Origin of the sequence: Flavobacterium calami (genome assembly GCF_038290035.1) — a bacterium.
GTDB classification, from domain to species: Bacteria; Bacteroidota; Bacteroidia; order Flavobacteriales; family Flavobacteriaceae; genus Flavobacterium; species Flavobacterium calami.
On sequence record NZ_JBBYHS010000005.1, the window covers coordinates 55,031 to 76,147 of the forward strand.

Genomic DNA, 21,117 nt, shown 5'->3' on the forward strand with positions numbered 1-21,117 from the left:
ATCACATACAAAAATAAGTATTTTTACGTATAAATACTTATTTTATCAATTTATTTTTCTATTTTTGATTCAAAATAAATAAGGAACGGAAAATTCGTTTGTATATAAGTAATTAGTGATTAGTCCTTAGTAATTAGATCTAAAAAGATCTACCGAATCAAAGCTAATCACTAAGGACTAATCACTAAGTACTAAAAAAAGCTATCCACATGAAAGAAGAATTGGCCATTTGTGATACGTGCGCAAACGAAAACTGTTTCATAAAAAAACACCTGCACCTGGAGCAGATGCAACAGTACGTTTCAAAAAAACACAGTTTTATCTGCAAAAAATCACAACAGTTTATTATTGAAGGAGCCCCTCTTCAGGGACTTTATTTTATCTGTAAAGGAAAAGTAAAAACCGTCAAAACCGGAATCAATGGTCGTGAACAGATTGTTCGCTTAACTACAAACGGAGATACTATTGGATTTCGTGGTTTTGGCACCAGCAAACGCTATCTGATTGGTGCTTATGCGCTTGAAGACACTATTTTATGCAATTTCAGCAATGAAACGATGATGGACATTCTTAAAAATGTTCCTGAATTCACATACGCATTAATGTTGTTCTATGCCGACGAATTAAACAAAAGCGAAAACAACATTCGAAAAATTGCCCACATGAATGTGCGAGAACGTGTAATTGATTTGCTTTTATACATTCACAAAAAATTTGGACAGAATAATAACGGTTTAATAGAAATTGAATTATCCCGAAAAGAAATCGCCGACTTTGCAGGAACTACCGAAGAACAGGCTATACGCATACTTTCAAGCCTTAAAAAAGAAACTCTTATCAAAACAGTTGGAAAAAGAATTGGTTTATTGTCTCCTTCTAAACTGCAGTCTGAGATAATGGAACACAAATACTTCTAAGATTTAAATCGCTTCCAAAAACTTCTTCTTTAGTAAAAACACTTATTTTAAGTATTTTAAACAATACACTTAGAAAAAATTCTACGTATATTTTGAAGTTAATTATAGCTTTATAGGCTAAAAATCTTCAAAATAGCATTTTATTTTCATTTATTTCCCTCCTATTTTTTATTAAATCATAGTTATAATCTTTAAAATAAGTAATCCAGAACCCCTTATTTCATAGGTACTATTTTAATATTTATGCGATAACGCAGTTAATAAATTGATTTTGAAACGTTTTTTTCAGATAAAAAAAGAGGTTTTTATATGGTAAAAACATAATACTTAAGTATTAATACGTATGTAAGTTTGCTTCATACTAATCAAAACAAATAATTATGTTTCAATTAACCAACTTTAAACCTACCACGCAGATTTCAAAAAAAGAGCGTTTTTTTAATACAAAGATTTCAAAATCGATTTTATTAGGATTTGCTATTACATGCCTTTCTCAATACGAAGCAAAAGCACAATTTACACTTACAGGTCAGGTTAGACCTCGTGTAGAAGTACGTGCAGGACAAGGAACTTTACAGCAAGAAGGAGACAAAGCTGCTATTTTTACAAGCCAAAGAACAAGATTATCAGCAGGATATTCAGGATATCGTTTTAAACTTTTTACAACTTTACAAGATGTTCGTGTTTGGGGACAAGACGCTTCAACGATTAACAGAACAACTACTGAAGCCAATAACGGAATTTTACTTCACGAAGCCTGGGCAGAAATTTCTTTAGTAGACACACTAAGTACGATTCAGAATTTATCTGTAAAAGCAGGACGTCAGGAAATTGCTTATGATGACCAAAAAGTTCTGGGAAGTTTAGACTGGTTACAACAAGGGAGACGTCACGATGCGATTATCCTTAAATATGCCAACAAAGGATGGATTGCAGATATCGGGGCTGCTTTTAACCAAAATAAAGAACTGAATACAGGAACAGTGTATAACGGAACCAACCCGGCATACGGCGCAGGCACAAACGGAATTGGAACAATGTACAAATCGTTTCAGTACGCTTATATCGGTAAAAAATTCTTCTTCGGAGATCTATCTTTTCTCTTCTTTAAGGATGATTTCAACAAATATACTAACGTAACATCTGGTACACCTCCGGTAACTGTAAAAGTAAATGGCGAAGGAGTTTGGAGCAGAAATACTACGGGAATTTACTATAACGTAAACGCAACCCGAAAATTAAACTTCATGGGAAGCTACTACTATCAGGGAGGTCGCGATAAAGACGGAAGATCTTTAAATGCTAATTTATTTTCTATCACCTCAACATATCAAATTGGAAGAAAATTATTTATAGGTCCGGGAGTTGATTATTTATCAGGTGATGACGGAACCAAAACGGTAACCGCTGATTCTAAAAACAACCGTTTTGATCCATTGTACGGAACACCACATAAATTCTGGGGAAGTATGGATTATTTTTATGCAGCCAACGGATTTGGAAAACAAGGTTTACTGAATTATTTCTTTAAAATAAAATACAATGCCAAAGACAATCTGACTTTAGCTTTAGATGTACACGGATTCGAATCGGCGAATACATTATCTAATGGTGCAGGAGGAGAATTAAACTCTTATCTGGGGACCGAATTAGATTTAACAGTAAAATACAACCTGACCAAAATCATCAATCTTGAAGCAGGATATTCATTCATGCAGGCTACAAATTCAATGGCTTCTGCAGCAGTTAAAAACGTTGCCAACGCTGATTTATCTCCTCAATTTGCCTACATCATGCTAAACATCAAACCAAATTTCCTTGCAAAAAAATAATTTGAAATAACTTTTAAATCTGTTCAAAATGAAAAAAGTAAACACATACACCAAAACTATACTGACTTTACTGGTAGTCCTTATAGCTTCCTTTACGGAAATAACAGCGCAGAACGACCCGGTAAAACTAGGATTTATTCCGCTAACAGACTGCTCCCCGATTGTAATGGCAAAAGAATTGGGATTGTTTAAAAAATACGGCGTTGAAGTCGTAGTGACCAAAGAATCTTCATGGGCAAATGTTCGTGATAAAATTTTAACCGGAGAATTAGACGGAGCGCACTGTCTGTATTCAATGCCGTTTTCGGTTTACACAGGGGTAGGAGGAAAAGCAGGTTCTGAAATGAAAATCGCCATGATGCTAAATGTAAATGGCCAGGCGATTACACTTTCTAAAGATTTTTGCGGAAAAGTAGGCTTCAAACAAATGAATAAAGTGGCTCCGGTTGTGGCTGCAAAATTAAAGGCTGAGAAAGAAGTAACTTTTGCCATGACTTTCCCTGGAGGAACACACGATTTGTGGTTGCGTAACTGGATGGCAATTGCAGGAATCAACCAAAAAACATCAAAAATCATAACGATTCCGCCTCCGCAGATGGTAGCTAATATGAAGGTTGGAAATATGGATGGATTTTGTGTTGGAGAGCCTTGGGGCGGAGTTGCGGTAAAACAGGGAATTGGTTTTACACAGGTAGCCTCTCAGGATATTTGGAAAGACCATCCTGAAAAAGCTTTGGTTGTCAACAAAGAATTCAGCGAAAAACGCAGAACCGATCTTGTAAAAGTAATGAAAGCGGTTTTGGAAGCCTGTATTTGGTTAGACAATCCTGCCAACCGTAAAAAAGCAGCAGGAATCATTGGAAAAGCTCCTTATGTAAATGCTCCTGCAGATGTGATCGAAAACCGATTAATGGGTAATTACGACTTAGGATGTAATCAGGGAACTCAGGTTTATGCTAAAGATTATATGCTGTTTCACAAAGGCGGAGCGGTAAATTATCCTCGTAAATCACATGCAATCTGGGCCATGGCACAGTTTGTACGATTCGGAATGCTAAAAGAAGCCCCTAATTATAAAGCGATTGCAGATAAATTAATATTACAGGATTTATACGAAGAAGTAGCAAAAAGCATGAAAGTAAAAGTTCCAAATGATGATATGAAACCTTTCGCATTAACAATGGACAAAACGGTTTTTGACCCTTCAAATCCTGCAGCTTACATAAAAGCGGCTAAAAAATAAGTGCTTACTAAGTTTATTTGTGCCACAGATTTCATGATTAAAAGGTTACACTTTAAACCTACTTAAAGCTCTTTAATCCGGGAGAATCATTTTAATCTGTGGTTAAATTAACTTCATTTCATAAATATAATTTTCAAATTTTAAATCATAATGCCATGTCAGATAAAGATACATTAACATTAAGTGATATTACCGGTCAGGCTGAGGTTTTGACTTCGGAAAACATCAATGATTCAGTAAAAAGTGAGAAGTTTAAACTATTCATTAGTCAATTTGCAGAAAAATTAAAATCGACAGCATTAGCCGGAATCGGGATCCTGTTTTTTATAGGCTTCTGGAGTTTACTAAGCATTTATACCAAAGACGCTCTTCCTGGACCTTTGGCTACTTTTACCGTTTTGAAAGAAATGCTGAGCGATCCCTTTTACGATTATGGTCCGAATGACAAAGGAATCGGATTACAGTTATTCAATTCGATAAAAACCGTTTTGTCCGGATTTTTATTAGGCTCTTTAATAGCGATTCCAATTGGAATTTTGATGGGAGCGAGTACCATCTGCAAACAAATTTTCTATCCAATTGTACAGCTTTTAAAACCGGTTTCGCCTTTGGCATGGTTTCCAATTGGTCTTGTGGTTTTTAAAGATACCGGAATGGCAACCATTTTTATCGTTTTCATCACATCATTGTGGTCAACTTTAATCAATACTTCTTTCGGAATAGCTTCAATTCCGCAGGATCATAAAAATGTGGCAAAAGCTTTCGGATTTTCAAAAATGCGTTATTTAACCAAAATTTTAATTCCGTATAGTTTGCCTCACATTATTACCGGATTGCGTTTGAGTATCAGTGTTGCCTGGCTGGTAATTGTTGCCGGAGAAATGCTTTCGGGTGGAGCAGGAATTGGATTTTTTGTATGGGACAGCTGGAATGCCCTGAGTCTGGAAAAAGTAATTTCGGCCATCATCATCATCGGAATTGTGGGACTTCTTTTCGACAAATTATTCACTTTTATTGAGAGCAAAGTGGCTTATAAAGCCTAAAAAAAGGTTCTGAGGTTCTAAGTGGCTAAGATACTAAGTTTTTTCACTGGAACTTGAAACCTGAAACCTGAAACTTTTTAAAAACTTAAAACTAAAACATCATGAGTTATTTAGAAATAAAAAATTTAGAAATATCGTTCCCAACTCCAAAAGGAAAATATATAGCTGTTCGAGATATTAATTTATCTATTCAAAAAGGAGAAATCATCTCTATCATTGGTCATTCAGGTTGTGGAAAATCAACGATTATGAATGCTATTGGCGGAATGCTGACGCCAACCGGCGGTTCTGTAGAATTGGCCAATCAAAAAATAAAAGGACCGGGACCGGATCGTGGCATTGTTTTTCAAAACTACTCACTTTTGCCCTGGCTGACTGTTGAGGAAAATATTTTCCAGGCTGTTGATTCGGTAATGAATGTTTCTAAAAAAGAAAAACACGAAATCGTGATTCAGAACCTGAAAATGGTGAATTTATATCAACACAAAGACAAATTACCGGGACAGCTTTCGGGTGGAATGAAGCAGCGTGTTGCCATTGCAAGAGCTTTCGCAATTAATCCCGGTGTATTGCTTCTGGACGAGCCATTTGGCGCTTTGGATGCACTGACAAAAGGATCTATGCAACTGGAAGTTTTAAAATTATGGAACCTGAACAACCGCGAAAAAACAATTGTAATGATTACGCATGACATTGAAGAAGCTTTGTTTTTATCAGACCGAATTGTGGTTTTGAATGATGGTCCTGCTTCCACAATCCGTGAAATTGTTGAAGTACATTTACCAAGACCAAGAAACAAAATTGAAATCGTAAAAATGCCTGAATATATCGCCCTAAGAGACCGATTATTACATTTATTGACGGATAAATTCTCTATTGAAGATATGGGAATGACTTATAAAAATTAGTTTTAAGTTTAGTTAGTTTATATTGTAGAGACGCACCGCTGTGCGTCTCTATTTGTATGTATAAATTATAAATTGTTGTACCAATTCAAAATATAATCAGCGACTTCTTTCCAGCCTTTTTCGCCGCAGATATAATGACTTTTGTCATCAAAAATCTTTACATCAACTTTGCTGCCAGGATGTTTGTATTTACCGGCAATCTTTTTCGTTAATTCTGGCGGAAAAATTGTGTCCTTTCCTCCTCCGATAAACAAAATCGGTTGATGTGATTTTTTGAAATCTGCGTTCGAAAAAGATTTTAATAATGTTTCCTGTCCAATTTTTCTGCTTTCAGGAACCGCAATTAAATCATACGCTTTGTCTTGTTCAGATTTAGGAAGTGTATTGAAAAACGCTCTGTTGTACCAGTCTCTTGTTCCTAAATAATACCCTTTACTGGCAAAAAAACTAACAGCAGGCCAAACAATTTTTACCGTAGAAAATGGCGGAAAAACATTTTTTGGCGGCGCTCCGTCTATACTTACCGCAGCATCCACTTTACCCAGATCCAGTAATTTCTGTACTGCAAGACCAGCCATTGAATGCCCGATAACAAGTGGTTTTTCTGGCAGTGTATCAATAAGTTCTGCGATGTTCATTACGACATCTATAAAACCTGTTTCAACAAGTTTCGGATGAATATTTTCCCGAAGTTCGGCAGGATTTCCTTCATGACCGGGATTGGGTGGTGCATAAACCGTATACCCTTTTTGCTCAAAATACAGTTTCCAATCTGACCAGCTACTATCATTCACGAACATGCCGTGTACTAATACAATTGTTTTTGATTTTGCCATTATAAAGTTGTTTAAATTTAGTATTCTTTAATCCAAAAATTGGTAATACAAAATGAGAAACGCCTTTTAAAAAAATTAGGCCGACGTTAATTGATAGTTTTTTTATTACGAAAATACAAATTAAAACAACAAACAAAACACTGAAAAACAATAAGTTAAAAATAAAAATCTAAATAAATTTATATTTTACACCTCACATTATTTTTTCCTCCCAACAAAACGAATCACAGAGCCTTTACCGTTATGAAACAAACCTTCGTTCAGTTCAATTTCTTTTTCTTCCAATTCGATAATTTCATAATCAGGAAAATCAGATTTAATTTCTTCAATAGAAAATAAGGATTCAATATCTTTTGGACCGCCAACTTTATCATCTTTCGCCAGATATTCAAGATGTTTTTTGCTGAAGGCTTCAAAAATTACGATCCCGCCCTTGCGTAAATATTGCTGTAACGTTTTATGAATAGCCGATTTTATTTCTGCCGGAAAATGTGCATAAATTAAGGCAATAGCATCAAATTGCTCTGCCTGATAATTCAGGAATTCTAATTCCCCAACCTGATAATTTATCATTACATTATTAATCTCAGCCAGTTTTAATGCTTTGTTTTTTCCTTCGGTGCTAATATCAAAAGCTTCAGCAATCCATCCTGACTTAGCAGCAAAAACAGCATTTCGGCCTTCTCCTTCTGCCGGAAAAAGGATGGTTCCGGGGTTTAATTTTTCGAGCTGTTCTTTCAGATAATTGTTAGGTGTTGTGCCATACGCAAATTCTTCATTGCTGTAGCGGTCATTCCATCTTTGAGTCCAGGGGTTTGCCATTTTATTGCGTTTATTTTTATCATACCTTTTCATGCTTTATCCATAAAGTTCTCCCATCCTAAAATAACTGTGAGGTTTTACTTTTATATTACTTGAAAATAATGGGGATTTTTTGGGTTGCAATTTCTCCTTTAAAAATCTCTACATTATTTTCTCTGAAATTAGACAGAATATCTTTTGGTAGAATTTTCTCTATATCATCTTTTAGTTTGTACTTCAGACGAAATGTATATCTTTTCTCAGGATTTAATTTAAAATAAATAGGCCTTCTTAAATTCTCTTCTGTATCTTCAACTACAAATGGAAGAGGCAACGATGTCAGAAAAACATACTTTTCTTTAGCAGGAATAACCACCCACTGGTCATAAAAATTCACATTTTTACTTTTTAAATTATAGCCCATTTTTTTAAACAATACTTCTTTTTCATCCTCAATTTTAAAGTGTTGTTCAAGTAAACTAAACAATTTACAACTGTAAGAAGGGTCAATTAATGGTTCGCTTTTCCCTAATACATTACTTTGTTCATCTTCAATAATTATATCTAAATTATATATATCAGATAAATTTAAATTTTTAATAAAAAACAAATACTTTTTATCTGTATTATTAGATAATTCAAATTTTACAACATTGGTAAAAGCATACTTTTCTTTTTCGCTATTAAACACAGAATGATTATAAAAAGATTCTATTGTATCTATAGAAAAACCTTTACTTACAATGTCCTTGTTCATTAATTTTAGCTCCATTTTTTTTTCTTGACAAGATGCCAATAGAATGAATAATAGAACTACCAAAATCTTATTTTTCATTTCATTTATCTTTGAATATTATTAAAAATATAGGGTAAATTTGTATACTAAAATTAGTAAATCCTGAATTTCAAAAAAAAGAGCTTCTGAAATCAATCAAAAGCTCTTTCTTTTATTACTCTATATTTTTAATCTTAACCAACAAGTGTTGTCATACCACTATTTATGTCAATTTCTGCAAAATTATGTTTTCCCATAACGATAAGCAGCTTGTTTGCATTATATCCTACATATCGTATTTCAGGATTTCCTTTTTTTGGTTCTCCGCAAACAGAAATTACATTGGTCTGCCATTTCAATTTGCTTCTTTTATAAGCAGATATTGTTTGCAGGTCGTTTTCGACATAATACACAATGTTGTTTTTTTTAATTCCTCTTTTTTGGGTTCTTGCAAAATTTATTTCTGAATTTTTTGAAATTAAAGCCTCATTGAATTTTTCAGCAATACCAGTTTGAGTGACAAAAAAGGTTAACATGGATAATTTTAGAAATGGTTTCATTTGGATAGAATTTGGGGTTCATAATCGATTCAAATATAAATAATTAAAGTATATAATACGTATTTATTAAGTCAAAAAAAAATACCCTTTTCCGAAATAGGAAAAGGGTAAAATATATAAGTGAATTTTGAAGAAAAAATATTTTTTCCAGCTAATTTTTTTTGGATTCACTGAAATAACTCCATACTACTAATCCTTCAGCCCGATTTTAAAACCTTTAATATATTCCAGAGGCTTTTTTCCGTCATACATCATATTATCAATAAATTCGGTAGTTGCAGGTTTATAACCATCTGTTACAGGAATTTCTGTTTTTGCAAGGAAACCTTCTTCTAATAATAGTTTGGCTGCATTCATCCAGATTTCAGGTTTATACACTTCTTTGATTTTAGAATGGTACCATTCATTTGTTTTAGGTTCTGCAATCTGCCCCCAGCGTTTCATTTGAGTCAAAAACCAAATCCCATCAGAATAATACGGATAGGTTGCGTTGTATCTGAAAAACACATTAAAATCAGGTACAGATCGTATGTCTCCTTTTTCGAATTCAAATGTTCCCAGCATCGAATTGTCAATAACTCTTTTTTCTCCGTCAACATAAGCCGATTTTGACAAGATGCGGGTGGCTTCTTTTCTGTTTACAGGATCATCCAGCCATTTCCCTGCTTTAATCAAAGCTTTTGTAATAGCAATAGTTGTATTTGGGTATTTTTCGACAAATTCTTTCGTCATGACAAATACTTTTTCGGGATGGTTTTTCCAGATTTCCCTACTCGTTACAACCGGCACCCCAATTCCCTGATCGACAGCCTGCTGATTCCATGGTTCTCCCACACAATACGCATTTATAGTACCAGCCTGCAAAGTTTCCGGCATTTGAGGTGGTGCTGTTACATTCAGCAATACATCTCCGCCTGTGGTTCCTTTGCTTCCCTGGATATTATTATTGTTATAAAATCCCGGATTGATTCCTGCAGCTGCAAGCCAATAACGCAACTGATAATTATGATTGGAATAGGCTGAAACAACTCCGACAACAAAAGGTTTTTTCTGCTTTTTATACATATTTAAAACCGGCATCAATGCACTTGCCGGTATCGGATGTACAGGTCTGCCATACTCCTGCGGAATACTGTCCACAATTTTTGACCATACGTCTTTTGATACCGTAATGGCATTACCGTTTAAATCCATAGAAAATGTTGTAACCAAAGCTCCCTGCCTGCCACAGCCTACTGCTGCGGCTATGGGCTGTCCGGCTAACATTTGCGCACCGTCTATTTGCTGATCGAGAACTTTATCTAAAATATCTCTCCAGTTTGCCTGTACTTCTAATTTCACATTTAAGCCTTCAGCTTCAAAAAAGCCAAGGTGTTTCGCAACAGCCAAAGGTGCCATATCGGTAAGCTTTATGAATCCTATTGTTACATCTTTTTTTTCTAACGCTAATTTTTTGGTTGTTGGAGGATCTATTGTTCCGGATTTAAAAAATGCCCTGTTTGTATTTTCTCCTTTAAAACTAAAAACAATAAAGGATACCATAACAAGCAAAGACAATCTAAGTAATGTTGATTTCATACTGACTGATTTTTAGGTTAAAAAATAATTTGGATTGCCCGAAGAGGCGAGCATTACGAATTATTGTAAAAAAAATAATTCATGTAAAAACGACATCTATCGTTCAGGAGATAATTTGGTATAAAAAAGAGTTCCTGAGAAAAACTCAGAAACTCTTTTTGATGTCCTTTTTAGAATATCAAAAAGGAGAAAAAAATAGAACAGTTTGGCTATAGCCTAATTCAAATAACTAAATAAAATATGAATTAAAAAAATATAAAAAACTATTGTCTATCGATAACACGGGCTAATACCGGCTGTTTTTCGTTCATAATTTTAGTAATTGTATAATGCATCCAAATCAGACAGATAACAGAAAAAACTAAAATAAATATCCATGAACTAGACCAGATTCCGGTAGCCGTTAGCAGGTAACCAAAGATAATCGGCCCAAAGAAACCGCCTAAACCTCCAATCATACCAACCATTCCACCCACTACTCCAACTTCGGTAGGGAAATATTCAGGAATGTGTTTGTAAACAGCTGCTTTTCCAATTCCCCATGCAATTCCAATTAAAATTACCAGTACTAAGAAAACCCACATATTGGCGTCAAATTTTATTACAGTAATTCCTTTTGCAAGCAGTTCTTTTTTCTTTACAGGCTGGTTTTGCTCTACCACAACCTGCTGCCACGATGTACTTGTTGGAAAAATAGCGTTTTCAGCAGTATTTTCTTTTCTTTGTGCAATAGCAAAATCAGTATCCCCGATTTTAACATTCTGATCTGTTACAGAAGTAATTGTTCCTTTTTTGGTAGCCAAAACACCTGGTCCGGTTGTGGTAATTTCCATTTTCGGAACCATTAACAAAGCACTTAAAACAACCGAAGAACTCAATACCCAATACATCACTTTTCTGGCACCATATTTATCTGACAAATATCCTCCAAAAGCTCTAATCACACCAGATGGCAAACTGAACATTGTTGCAAACAAACCTCCCATCACCAGACTTGTCTGATATACGTTCATGAAATTTGGCAATAACCATTGCGAATAAGCCACAAAACATCCGAAAACTAAAAAGTAATATGCTCCAAAACGCCAAACTCTGGCACTTTTTAAAGACTGAAGCATTTGAGAAACTGATTTGGTACTATTTTCTACTTTTTTATTTTTTGTAAATAGTAAAAATGCTATTCCAATTACCAATAATGCAACTGCGTAAATTACAGGAAGAATTTTCCAGCCATTTTGAGGATCTTCTATTGAAAAATGATTTAATAATGAAGGAGCTAAAAAAGTAGTAATTGCGGCACCGGCATTACCCATGCCAAAGATTCCTAATGCACGTCCCTGCCATTCTTTCGGGTACCAGATAGAAGTAAATCCTATTCCGACAGCAAAACTGGTTCCTACTAATCCGAAAAAGAAGCTTAATATTGCAAACATTGCAAAACTATCTGCTAAAGGCAATAAAAACAACGGAATAGAACAAAGTAAGAGTAATAATGAAAATACGTATTTCCCTCCAAATTTATCTGTAAGAATACCTATTGGCAAGCGCATCACAGAGCCTGTCAAAATAGGAATACCTAACAACCATCCTACCTGAACAACACTCCAGTTAAAGATACCGTTGTCTACTAAAAAAGTTACTAAAACGCCATTTAATGTCCAGCATGCAAAACATACTGTAAAAGCCAGTGTGTTTAAAAATAAAATCTTGTGAGATTGCGATAGTGAATTCGTATTTTTCATTGTACTTATATTTTTCAACAAAAATAAGTACTATAACGTAGTTAAAAACTGCGAAAACGCAGTTTTTGAAAAATATTTAAGTAAATATACTTAGTTTTTACAACAAAGAGTATTCCGTAGCCTTATTGGAAAGTTCCATTAAGTTTTTGACTTTTAGTTTTTTCATCAAATTAAAACGATGAACTTCTGCAGTACGCTTACTTATTTCTAAAGCTTCAGCAATTTCTTTATTTCCTTTTCCTGACAACAAAAGAGCCAAAATTTCTTTTTCTCTTTTGGTAATCATCATTTCTTCACCTAAACTTTGCTTAGGCTCTGCAGAAAGAGACGAAGTCGTCAGCTGACCAATTAAAATAGAAGAGATGTCACCGCTAAAATATTTTCCGCCATTTGACACGTTATGCAAAGCTTTCAAAAATTCATCTTTACTTGAACCTTTCAGTAAATAACCATCGGCTCCGGCTTTTATAGATTTCAAAACATATTCTTCCGATTCGTGCATCGAAAGCATAATGATTTTAATTTTATTATTTTCGCTTCTAAGTTTTTCTACTACCTCAATACCTGTAAGATTAGGCATCCTGATATCTATTATAAGTAAATCGGGATTGTGTGCAGCAACAACTTCAAGTGCATCTGCACCATCTACTGCCTCTCCTACAACCTCTATATTTGCTTCATTTTCAAGCAAAGATTTTATTCCATCCCTTACAAAAACATGGTCGTCTGCCAATACTACACGAATATTATCACTCATATTTTACTTAATTTTAATTCTGATTTTTTACGTATATTCATCTATAAGAAAGGGCTAAGATACGTAATTTTTTCAAAGTCAATTTCAAAAATCAATAGCAATCCTAATTTCCTCTAAACATTTTAATTGTTATTGATTTTGCAATTGTTATTGTCATTGTTAAATAGGGATATTAAAAGTAATTCTAGTCCCTTCTCCCGGAATCGAGTTTATAAATGCACGACCATTAATATATTGTATCCTTTCCTTCATAAACAAAAGCCCCATTCCTGATTCGCTGTTTCGTTTTTTCTCAACCGCAGCCTTGTCAAAACCTTTTCCGTTATCGTCAACAATAACACTCAAAAGGGTTTCACTATGAGAAAGCTGCACAATAATATGAGTCGACTCAGCATATTTTATCGCATTATTGATGGCCTCCTGAGTGAGACGGTAGATATTTATTTCTATCAAAGAGTCTAAGCGCTGATCAAAATCGGTTTTATTGTAAAACAAAATCTCTTTTCCTGTTAGTTTTGAAAGCTCCTGAGTCAGTTTTGACAATGACGAAACTATTCCGTGATCACTTAATTCAGGTGGCATCAGGTTAAAAGTTGCCGTTCTCACTCCCTTTATTATATCAAGCGATAGTTTTTTCAGATATTCTATTTTCTGTGCCGATTTTTCCTTGTCATCCAGATTAATACTTTCCAGACTAAATTTTAATCCGGTCAGCATTTGTCCTATTCCGTCATGAATTTCTTTGGCGATGCGATTTTGTTCGTTCTCCTGATTTTCAACAATTTTGCTCGAAATAATTTTTTGCTGATTGATTTTTTCAGTACTATTTTCAATATTCAGACGCTCCACTTCCTGTTGAGCTTTTTTACGCTCGGTAATATTAAAACAAACAATTAAAAGTTCGAGTTCATCTTTTTTTATCATCACCGGAACCATTGACAAATCCAGCCAAATTGTCTGATCTTCACGGTTAAGTATTTTTATTTCACCCTGCCAGCCACTTCTTTGTTTCTCAAAAATAATACGATCTATGTTACGCTGTTCTTTTTCATCAACCGTTAAAACCTGCGAGAACGTTTTATTCGATGAAAATTTGGTATAATTTAAAAGTTTTGCAAATTTTTCACCTACGTGAATGATAGAGCCGTCAGGTGCAATACGGCAATAAAGCAAAGTGTTTTCCATCGCATAATTCAGCGATTTCAATTCTTTTACCGAATTTTCCTTAATCTCACTGATAACTTCTGTGTCATAAGCCAGTTTTAAGGCTTTCTTTTGTGACGATAAAAGTTTAGCGATAAGCTTTTCAATTTTTTTATTGGTCGGCTTAAAAATAAAAAAGAACTCCAGAATCAGCACCAGCAATGTAAATCCGAAAATCCAGTATTCTGTTTTTCGCTGTTCTGTTACTTTTTCATGTGCTTCAATATCGTACTGGCTAACAATTTCATTCATTTTCGAAAGAAAAACACTTTCATTTTTAAGAATTACTGAAACCAGTTTTGGATTCACTTCAGGATTACTTTTTTGCTCCAGATTCAGCAAAAACAGTTCTGTTGATTCCACAACAGCTTCAAAATTAGGTTTTATCTCAAGATATAATTGCTTTAGTCTTTCGCTTTTTTCTTTTGGAAAAGAGAGACTATCACTGCCATTTTCTAAAGCATCCTGATTAATTTTCCATAGGGATAGTAAACTCCTGAGATGGGCTATTTCTTTTTTTGGGGAAGCATCCGAAACAAAGTTTAAAATCAAAACTTCTTTCGTAATTCTTTGACTCAGCATTCTTTGCTTTCCTGAAATATTGATAATTTTAGAATCGCTGAGTTGCTGTTTTAAGTTATACTGAATTAAAAGCTGGCTTAAAATAACAGTTATAGCAATAGTCCAGAGTGCAAAAAAATACAAACGCCGTAAATTTTTGAATGTAATTTTTTCTGCAACTTCCAGATTGCTTTTTTTCATTCGAAGACAATATTTGTTTTTATCAGGAAAAGGAATCTACTTTCGCTCACTTCATAAAAAATCAGCTTACAATCCTAAAGATGCTTTGATCAGATTTAAGTTTTCTTCGGAATAATTGATTTTCAGGGCTTCCTGGTGTCCTTTTTCAGACATTTTATCCCATGTTTTTTTGATGATATTTTTGAGTTTTTCATCATCATGTTTTTCTACAAAAGGTTCTAAATAATAATCCAGAAATACCAGACAAATTACATCTTCAAGTAATTGTGTTTCTGCATCTTTTTTAAGAAGTTTTTTTTCAATTAAAAAAGAAACACGATCAATAAAAGTTTGCTCATACCCCGCTCTTTCCAGAATTTCAGCAGTAGTTTTGGCATGAAATTTTTTCAGATCTTCCCGCCATCTTAAGTACCCTACACGATCCATTGGATAAGATTCGCGTGCTACTTTCCAGCGGCAGATGTGCTGTGCTTTTGAAGCAATCTGAACCTCTTCTGAAGCTTCAGGACAAAATTGCATCAGCTTTTCATACATCCTGTTTGAGTATAAAAGCTCTTTTGGATATTCAATATTCTGATCTGTCTCTATGTTTGGATCCTGCGAATTTTCAGCATCAATCCATTCGCTTGCTTTTTGAAAACGTGTACTCATTTTTTTGAAAATATATTTTCAAATATACGCAGATTAATCTAAAAAGCCAACGAACACTTCGCCTTCAACAATTTTAACCGGATATGTTGCAATTTTCAAATCATCGCCATTCAGGTTTGAACCATCTACCAGTGAAAACGTTTTTTTGTGCATTGGACAGGCAATTTTAGGGACATCATCTGCAGACCCTGTCATTCCTCTTGACAACACCATTTCCATTTTGTGCGGACAGGCATTTTGACAAGCATACCACTCATTACGGCGTGCAAAGTTAAAAACCGCAATTTGTTTGTTTTTATATTTGATGCAACCGCCACGGTTAGTTGGAAAATCACTCACATTACCGGCTTTGAACCATATTTTAACATCGCTTAGATGTACAGTTTCGTATTGGTTTAAAATTTCTTCCATTTTGGTTGTATTTTATAATCTGTATTCTTATCCCTCTTTTTACAATCAAGAGAGTTTGATGGCGCAGTAAAAAAGAGGGTAAGAGGACAGCAATCGTTAATTCTGTTTTTTATTTTTTTTTGAACACATAGGAACATAGACTTTAATTATCGGAAAAGGAACTCCAAAAGAAACCCGTTTCTCACACATAGCTATTTTGTATGATTGTAACAATATCTTTTTGAGTTTATAAAATCTATGTTACTATGTGTCAATATTCAATTTATGACCAGGCTTTTGGCATTTTTTGATCTCTCATCGGAACAAAAGTTACATTATCATCCTTTTCATCTGAGTTCACAAAGTGACTGAAACGTTTCAATAATCTTGGTTTTTCAAGAACCTGTTTCCATTCACACTCAAATGTATTTACCAAAGTCTGCATTTCAGCTTCCAAAGTTTCACAAATACCTAAACTGTCTTCGATAATTACTTCTTTTAAGTAATCTAAACCACCTTCCAGTTTTTCAAGCCAGGTTGATGTTCTGATCAGCGGACCTGCCGTTCTGATATAATACATTAAAAAGCGGTCCATATATTTAATAACAGTTTCTTTGTCAATTTGTTCAGCAAGCAAAACAGCATGTTTCGGATTAGCTCCACCGTTTCCGCAGATGTATAAATTCCATCCGCCTTCTACTGCGATTAAACCAAAATCTTTTCCACGAGCCTCGGCACATTCACGGATACAAGCCGAAACACCACCTTTTAGTTTATGCGGAGAACGAATTCCTTTATATCTGTTTTCCAATTCGATTGCAAAACCGGCACTGTCATCCATTCCGTAACGGCACCAGGCATTTCCGACACAGCTTTTTACAGCTCTAAGGGATTTTCCGTAAGCATGACCACTTTCAAAACCATTATCGATTAATACTTTCCAGATTTTAGGAAGATCATCCAAATGCGCTCCGAACAAATCGACACGCTGTGCTCCGGTAATTTTGGTATATAAATCAAATTGCTTAGCGACTTCTCCAATAACGATTAATTTTTCGGCAGTAATTTCTCCTCCGGCAACTCTTGGCACAACTGAATAAGTTCCGTTTCTTTGAATGTTAGCCAAAAATCTGTCATTAGTATCCTGAGTAGTAACGTGTTTATTAGCAGTATCGTTGTAAATACTAGAGAAAATTGAGGCAATTACAGGCTTACAAACCTCACACCCATCACCTTTTCCGTGATGATCGATTACATCATAAAAATTCTCGTATTTATTAATTTTAACTAAATCAAACAATTCCTGACGTGTATAACTAAAGTGTTCACAGATAACATCTTTTACTTCTTTACCCATCGATTTCTGAGCTGCTTTTACAAGATCTGAAACCATTGGTTTACATCCTCCACAACCTGAAGTTGCTTTGGTAAGTTTTACAACATCTGAAAGGCTTGAACAGGTTTCATCAAGAATAGAACAGCAGATTGCTCCTTTTGTCACATTCTCGCAAGAACAGATTACCGCAGTATCCGGTAAATCCATTACACCTACAGCAGAACTTTCAGAACCGTCTCTTGATCCTAAAATCAGATCTTCAGGATTTTTAGGCAAAGCCATTCCGTTGATGTAAATCTGGAAAAGCGAATTATAATCACTAGAATCACCTACTAAAATCCCACCTAATAAAGTTTTAGAATCTTTAGTTACATTAATTCTTTTATAAACTCCTGATAATTTATTTTCATAAATAATAGCGGTTACCTCATCATTTTCGATAAAAGGATCACCAAAACTCGCAACTTCAACACCAATCAATTTCAATTGTGTCGACATATCGATGGTTTCTCTCATGGTTTTAGAACCATTTAAGATCTGCTCTGCAGCCACATCGGCCATTTCGTACCCCGGAGCAACCAGTCCGTAAATCATTTGATTATATAAAGCCACTTCACCAATCGCATAAATAGAAGGATCTGATGTCTGCATTTGATTGTTTACCACAATACCGCCACGCAAACCAACTTCAAGTCCCGAAACTCTCGCCAGCTCATCACGCGGTTTAATTCCGGCAGATATAACCAACATGTCTACTTTTAACAATTCATCATCAGCAAACATCATTCCCGTTATGCATTCCTTTCCGTCGATATATTGTGTTGCTTTATTAAGATGAATTCCAATATTCAATTCCTCTATTTTTGACTGCAACATATCGCTCGCTCCTTTATCTAACTGTCTAGGCATCAGACGAGGCGCAAACTCAACAACATGCGGATTCAATCCTAAATCACGAACCGCTTTTGCTGCTTCAAGTCCCAACAAACCTCCACCCAAAACAGCAGCCTCAGTAGCCCCTTTTTGTTTTATTTTTTTAGCATACGCCATGATTGCATCAAGATCCTCAATAGTTCTGTATACAAAAACACCTTCTTTTTCTACCCCGTCAATCGGCGGAACGAAAGCCGCAGACCCCGTTGCAAGAACTAAGTAATCGTACGTATGTTTTTTATCTAAATGTGTGTGTATTGTTTTTTCTTCTCTGTTAATATCTGTAATTAATTCAGAAGTATTCAGCGTAATATTGTTTTCTGCGTACCATTCGCTTGTTGACAATGATAAATCATCAGCTGTTTTCCCTCCAAAGTATTCGCTCAAGTGAACGCGATCATAAGCACGTCTAGGTTCTTCACCAAATACGGTAATCTGATACTTTTCCTGTCCTGACTTTGCGATAAACTTTTCGCAAAATTTGTACCCAACCATGCCGTTTCCAACTACTATTACTCTAATCATGATTTCTTTAATTAAGTATTACTACGCAAATATACGTATTTATACTTATACAAAAATACTTATTACGTAATTTTTTCATTAATTAGAATTTTTCTAAATACGTATTTTATCGTATCCCCAGTAAGTAAGGGCTGTTTGAGCTGTAACCCAAATTTAAAAATTCTGCAACCTGTGATATTTTTCCTAAATTTGAGTAACCAGCCGTTACTTATCTATCTGATTTTATATTTGATAATGATTTAAATTTTTAAAAAACTCAATGAAAAAGTACTTCATTTTAATCATCATAATTTCTTTTGCCTACAATTGCAAAACCGTCAACCCAAAAGACTCCAATTTAAAAGAGATAAATAACAATTCTTCAGAAAAAAAGTCCGATGAAGATCTTACTATTTATTTTAAAGCAACAGGAAATAAACCTTTCTGGGAATTGAAAATAAGTCCGGAACAAATTATCTTTACATTACTGACCAAAGAAAAGAAAACCCTTGCATTCTCATCTGCAAAACCTACAAGAGCAATGGATGCGAATATCAAAACCTACAAAGTAAAAAACACAACAGCCAGTCTGGCAATTTCTATTCAACAAATAGATTGTCAGGATTCTATGTCCGGAATTATTTCACCTTATAAAGTTACTGTTGAAATCAAAAGCAATTCTGACGGCTCTTTAAAAAAAGTGGAAGGATGCGGAAAATACATTACCGATTACCGCCTGCATGACATTTGGGTTTTAGAAGAATTAGATGGATATAAAGTTTTTACAACCGATTTTCAGAAAGAATTGCCCCGCATTGAGATCCACGCTGCAGAAAACAGATTTATGGGATTTGGAGGCTGCAACTCAATTAACGGAAGTTTATTTTTCGAAAACGATCTCCTTCGTTTTAACAATATTATTTCAACTTTAATGGCGTGCCCCGAAAATAATAAGGAAGACAAATTCATTAAAACACTTCAAAGCACCACTACTTATTCGATTAAAAACAACCGACTCACACTTTCCAATCCTTCAGGAAAACTTTTGGTTTTAAAGAAAGTAGATTAAAAAAGAAACCCCAAATCAGTTAGATTTGGGGTTTTATTTGTTTTCAAAATTAAATTATTTAGCCAGAAATTCTAAAACAGAATCTGTTATAAATTTAATTTGCTCATCATCAAGCTCAGTATGCATTGGCAATGCAATTACTTCTTTCACCAATTGATTAGTTACCGGAAACTGCTCTTCTTTATAACGTGAATCCACATAAGCTTTCTGAGAATGCAAAGGAATTGGGTAATAAATTGCACATGGTATTCCTTTATCCAGCAAATGCTGCATTAAAGCATTTCGGTCTGCATTTAAAATTCTTAACACATATTGATGAAAAACATGATCATTTCCATTTGCATCAAATTCCGGCGTGACAATCTTTTCGTTGCCTGCAAAAGCAGCGTTGTATTTGGTTGCTGCCAAACGACGCGATGCATTGTACTCATTCAAAAGAGGTAATTTTGCATTCAACACACCTGCCTGAATACTATCCAGACGTGAATTCACCCCCACAACATCATGATGGTAACGCTCGTACATTCCGTGGTTTACAATTCCGCGAATAATATGCGCTAGTTTATCATCATTTGTAAAAATTGCCCCCCCATCACCATAACAGCCTAAATTTTTAGACGGAAAAAACGATGTTGCTGCAACGTGACCAATTACCCCAACCTTAGTTTTTGTTCCTGATTTAGAAACATAATCAGCTCCAATCGCTTGTGCATTATCTTCAATTACATATAAATTATGCTCTGCTGCAATTTCCATAATAGCATCCATATTGGCGGCACGCCCAAATAAATGCACCGGAACAATTGCTTTTGTTTTTGGCGTAATAGCTTTTTTAATCGCATCAATATCAATATTCATATTATGCAAATCAACATCTACCAAAACTGGGGTCAGCTGCAATAAAGCAATAACTTCTACAGTAGCTGCAAATGTAAAATCAGCTGTAATAACCTCGTCACCAGGCTTCAAATCAAGCCCCATCATAGCAATCTGCAAAGCATCGGTTCCGTTTGCACAAGGAATCACATGTTTCACACCCAAATACTCTTCAAGGTTTTTTTGAAACTGATGAACCAACGGACCATTTATATAAGTATTAGTATCTAAAACTTCCTGAATAGAAGCATCAACAGTAGATTTTATTTTTTCGTATTGACTCTTCAAGTCAACCATTTGAATTTTTTTCATTTATCTTTCTTATTTAAATCCAAGATATGCCTTTAAAGCAAAATCTTTAAAACGAGAAGCAAAAATAGTTATTTAATACCTTCGAACAA

The 21,117-nt window shown here is 34.7% G+C and carries 18 protein-coding genes; 6 read left to right on the forward strand and 12 right to left on the reverse strand.

Going from position 1 to position 21,117, the window contains the following annotated elements:
- Nucleotides 1-209 precede the first annotated feature (209 nt).
- The 5 genes from AAEO57_RS05590 (at nt 210) to AAEO57_RS05610 (ending at nt 5,943) form a co-directional block, all read left to right on the forward strand.
- Entirely contained in the window at nt 210-917 is a 708-nt protein-coding gene (locus AAEO57_RS05590; RefSeq protein WP_341690370.1) for a Crp/Fnr family transcriptional regulator, read from the forward strand.
- 380 nt (nt 918-1,297) lie between these two features.
- Nucleotides 1,298-2,749 (forward strand): alginate export family protein, encoded by a 1,452-nt coding sequence (locus AAEO57_RS05595; protein ID WP_341690372.1) that lies wholly within the window; start codon nt 1,298-1,300, stop codon nt 2,747-2,749.
- Nucleotides 2,750-2,777: 28 nt separating this feature from the next.
- Entirely contained in the window at nt 2,778-3,992 is a 1,215-nt protein-coding gene (locus AAEO57_RS05600; RefSeq protein WP_341690374.1) for a CmpA/NrtA family ABC transporter substrate-binding protein, read from the forward strand.
- Between the two features lie 155 nt (nt 3,993-4,147).
- Complete coding sequence (gene ntrB / locus AAEO57_RS05605) at nt 4,148-5,035, forward strand: nitrate ABC transporter permease (protein ID WP_341690376.1); 888 nt, start codon at nt 4,148-4,150, stop codon at nt 5,033-5,035.
- A 101-nt stretch (nt 5,036-5,136) separates the two neighbouring features.
- Nucleotides 5,137-5,943 carry an ABC transporter ATP-binding protein gene (locus tag AAEO57_RS05610; RefSeq protein ID WP_341690378.1) on the forward strand — a complete coding sequence of 269 codons (807 nt, stop codon included), beginning with the start codon at nt 5,137-5,139 and terminating at the stop codon, nt 5,941-5,943.
- Nucleotides 5,944-6,008: 65 nt separating this feature from the next.
- Here the strand turns inward: AAEO57_RS05610 and AAEO57_RS05615 are convergent, their stop codons facing one another.
- The 11 genes from AAEO57_RS05615 to nirB form a co-directional block, all read right to left on the reverse strand.
- Entirely contained in the window at nt 6,009-6,779 is a 771-nt protein-coding gene (locus AAEO57_RS05615) for an alpha/beta hydrolase (protein WP_341690380.1), read from the reverse strand.
- 198 nt (nt 6,780-6,977) lie between these two features.
- A complete protein-coding gene (locus AAEO57_RS05620) occupies nt 6,978-7,601 on the reverse strand; it encodes a class I SAM-dependent methyltransferase (RefSeq protein ID WP_341690382.1) in 624 nt (207 codons plus the stop codon).
- Nucleotides 7,602-7,689: 88 nt separating this feature from the next.
- Entirely contained in the window at nt 7,690-8,415 is a 726-nt protein-coding gene (locus tag AAEO57_RS05625; RefSeq protein ID WP_341690384.1) for a hypothetical protein, read from the reverse strand.
- Nucleotides 8,416-8,549: 134 nt separating this feature from the next.
- Nucleotides 8,550-8,915: a hypothetical protein gene (locus AAEO57_RS05630; protein WP_341690386.1), complete on the reverse strand. Its 366-nt coding sequence runs from the start codon at nt 8,913-8,915 to the stop codon at nt 8,550-8,552.
- A 189-nt stretch (nt 8,916-9,104) separates the two neighbouring features.
- A complete protein-coding gene (locus tag AAEO57_RS05635) occupies nt 9,105-10,493 on the reverse strand; it encodes a CmpA/NrtA family ABC transporter substrate-binding protein (protein ID WP_341690388.1) in 1,389 nt (462 codons plus the stop codon).
- A 263-nt stretch (nt 10,494-10,756) separates the two neighbouring features.
- Nucleotides 10,757-12,235, reverse strand: a complete 1,479-nt coding sequence (locus AAEO57_RS05640; protein WP_341690391.1) for an MFS transporter — start codon at nt 12,233-12,235, stop codon at nt 10,757-10,759.
- Between the two features lie 97 nt (nt 12,236-12,332).
- Nucleotides 12,333-12,992, reverse strand: coding sequence for a response regulator (locus tag AAEO57_RS05645; protein ID WP_341690393.1), 660 nt, complete (start codon nt 12,990-12,992; stop codon nt 12,333-12,335).
- Nucleotides 12,993-13,151: 159 nt separating this feature from the next.
- Nucleotides 13,152-14,957, reverse strand: a complete 1,806-nt coding sequence (locus AAEO57_RS05650) for a PAS domain-containing sensor histidine kinase (RefSeq protein ID WP_341690395.1) — start codon at nt 14,955-14,957, stop codon at nt 13,152-13,154.
- Nucleotides 14,958-15,023: 66 nt separating this feature from the next.
- Nucleotides 15,024-15,608, reverse strand: coding sequence for a DUF4202 domain-containing protein (locus AAEO57_RS05655; RefSeq protein WP_341690397.1), 585 nt, complete (start codon nt 15,606-15,608; stop codon nt 15,024-15,026).
- A 33-nt stretch (nt 15,609-15,641) separates the two neighbouring features.
- Nucleotides 15,642-16,019: a nitrite reductase small subunit NirD gene (gene nirD, locus AAEO57_RS05660; RefSeq protein ID WP_341690399.1), complete on the reverse strand. Its 378-nt coding sequence runs from the start codon at nt 16,017-16,019 to the stop codon at nt 15,642-15,644.
- A gap of 262 nt (nt 16,020-16,281) precedes the next feature.
- Nucleotides 16,282-18,792, reverse strand: a complete 2,511-nt coding sequence (gene nirB, locus AAEO57_RS05665) for a nitrite reductase large subunit NirB (protein WP_341690402.1) — start codon at nt 18,790-18,792, stop codon at nt 16,282-16,284.
- A gap of 259 nt (nt 18,793-19,051) precedes the next feature.
- Here nirB and AAEO57_RS05670 point away from each other — a divergent pair, with 259 nt between their 5' ends.
- Complete coding sequence (locus tag AAEO57_RS05670) at nt 19,052-19,840, forward strand: META domain-containing protein (RefSeq protein ID WP_341690404.1); 789 nt, start codon at nt 19,052-19,054, stop codon at nt 19,838-19,840.
- A 54-nt stretch (nt 19,841-19,894) separates the two neighbouring features.
- Here AAEO57_RS05670 and AAEO57_RS05675 read toward each other — a convergent pair whose 3' ends face one another.
- A complete protein-coding gene (locus AAEO57_RS05675) occupies nt 19,895-21,028 on the reverse strand; it encodes a DegT/DnrJ/EryC1/StrS family aminotransferase (RefSeq protein ID WP_341690406.1) in 1,134 nt (377 codons plus the stop codon).
- Nucleotides 21,029-21,117 lie beyond the last annotated feature (89 nt).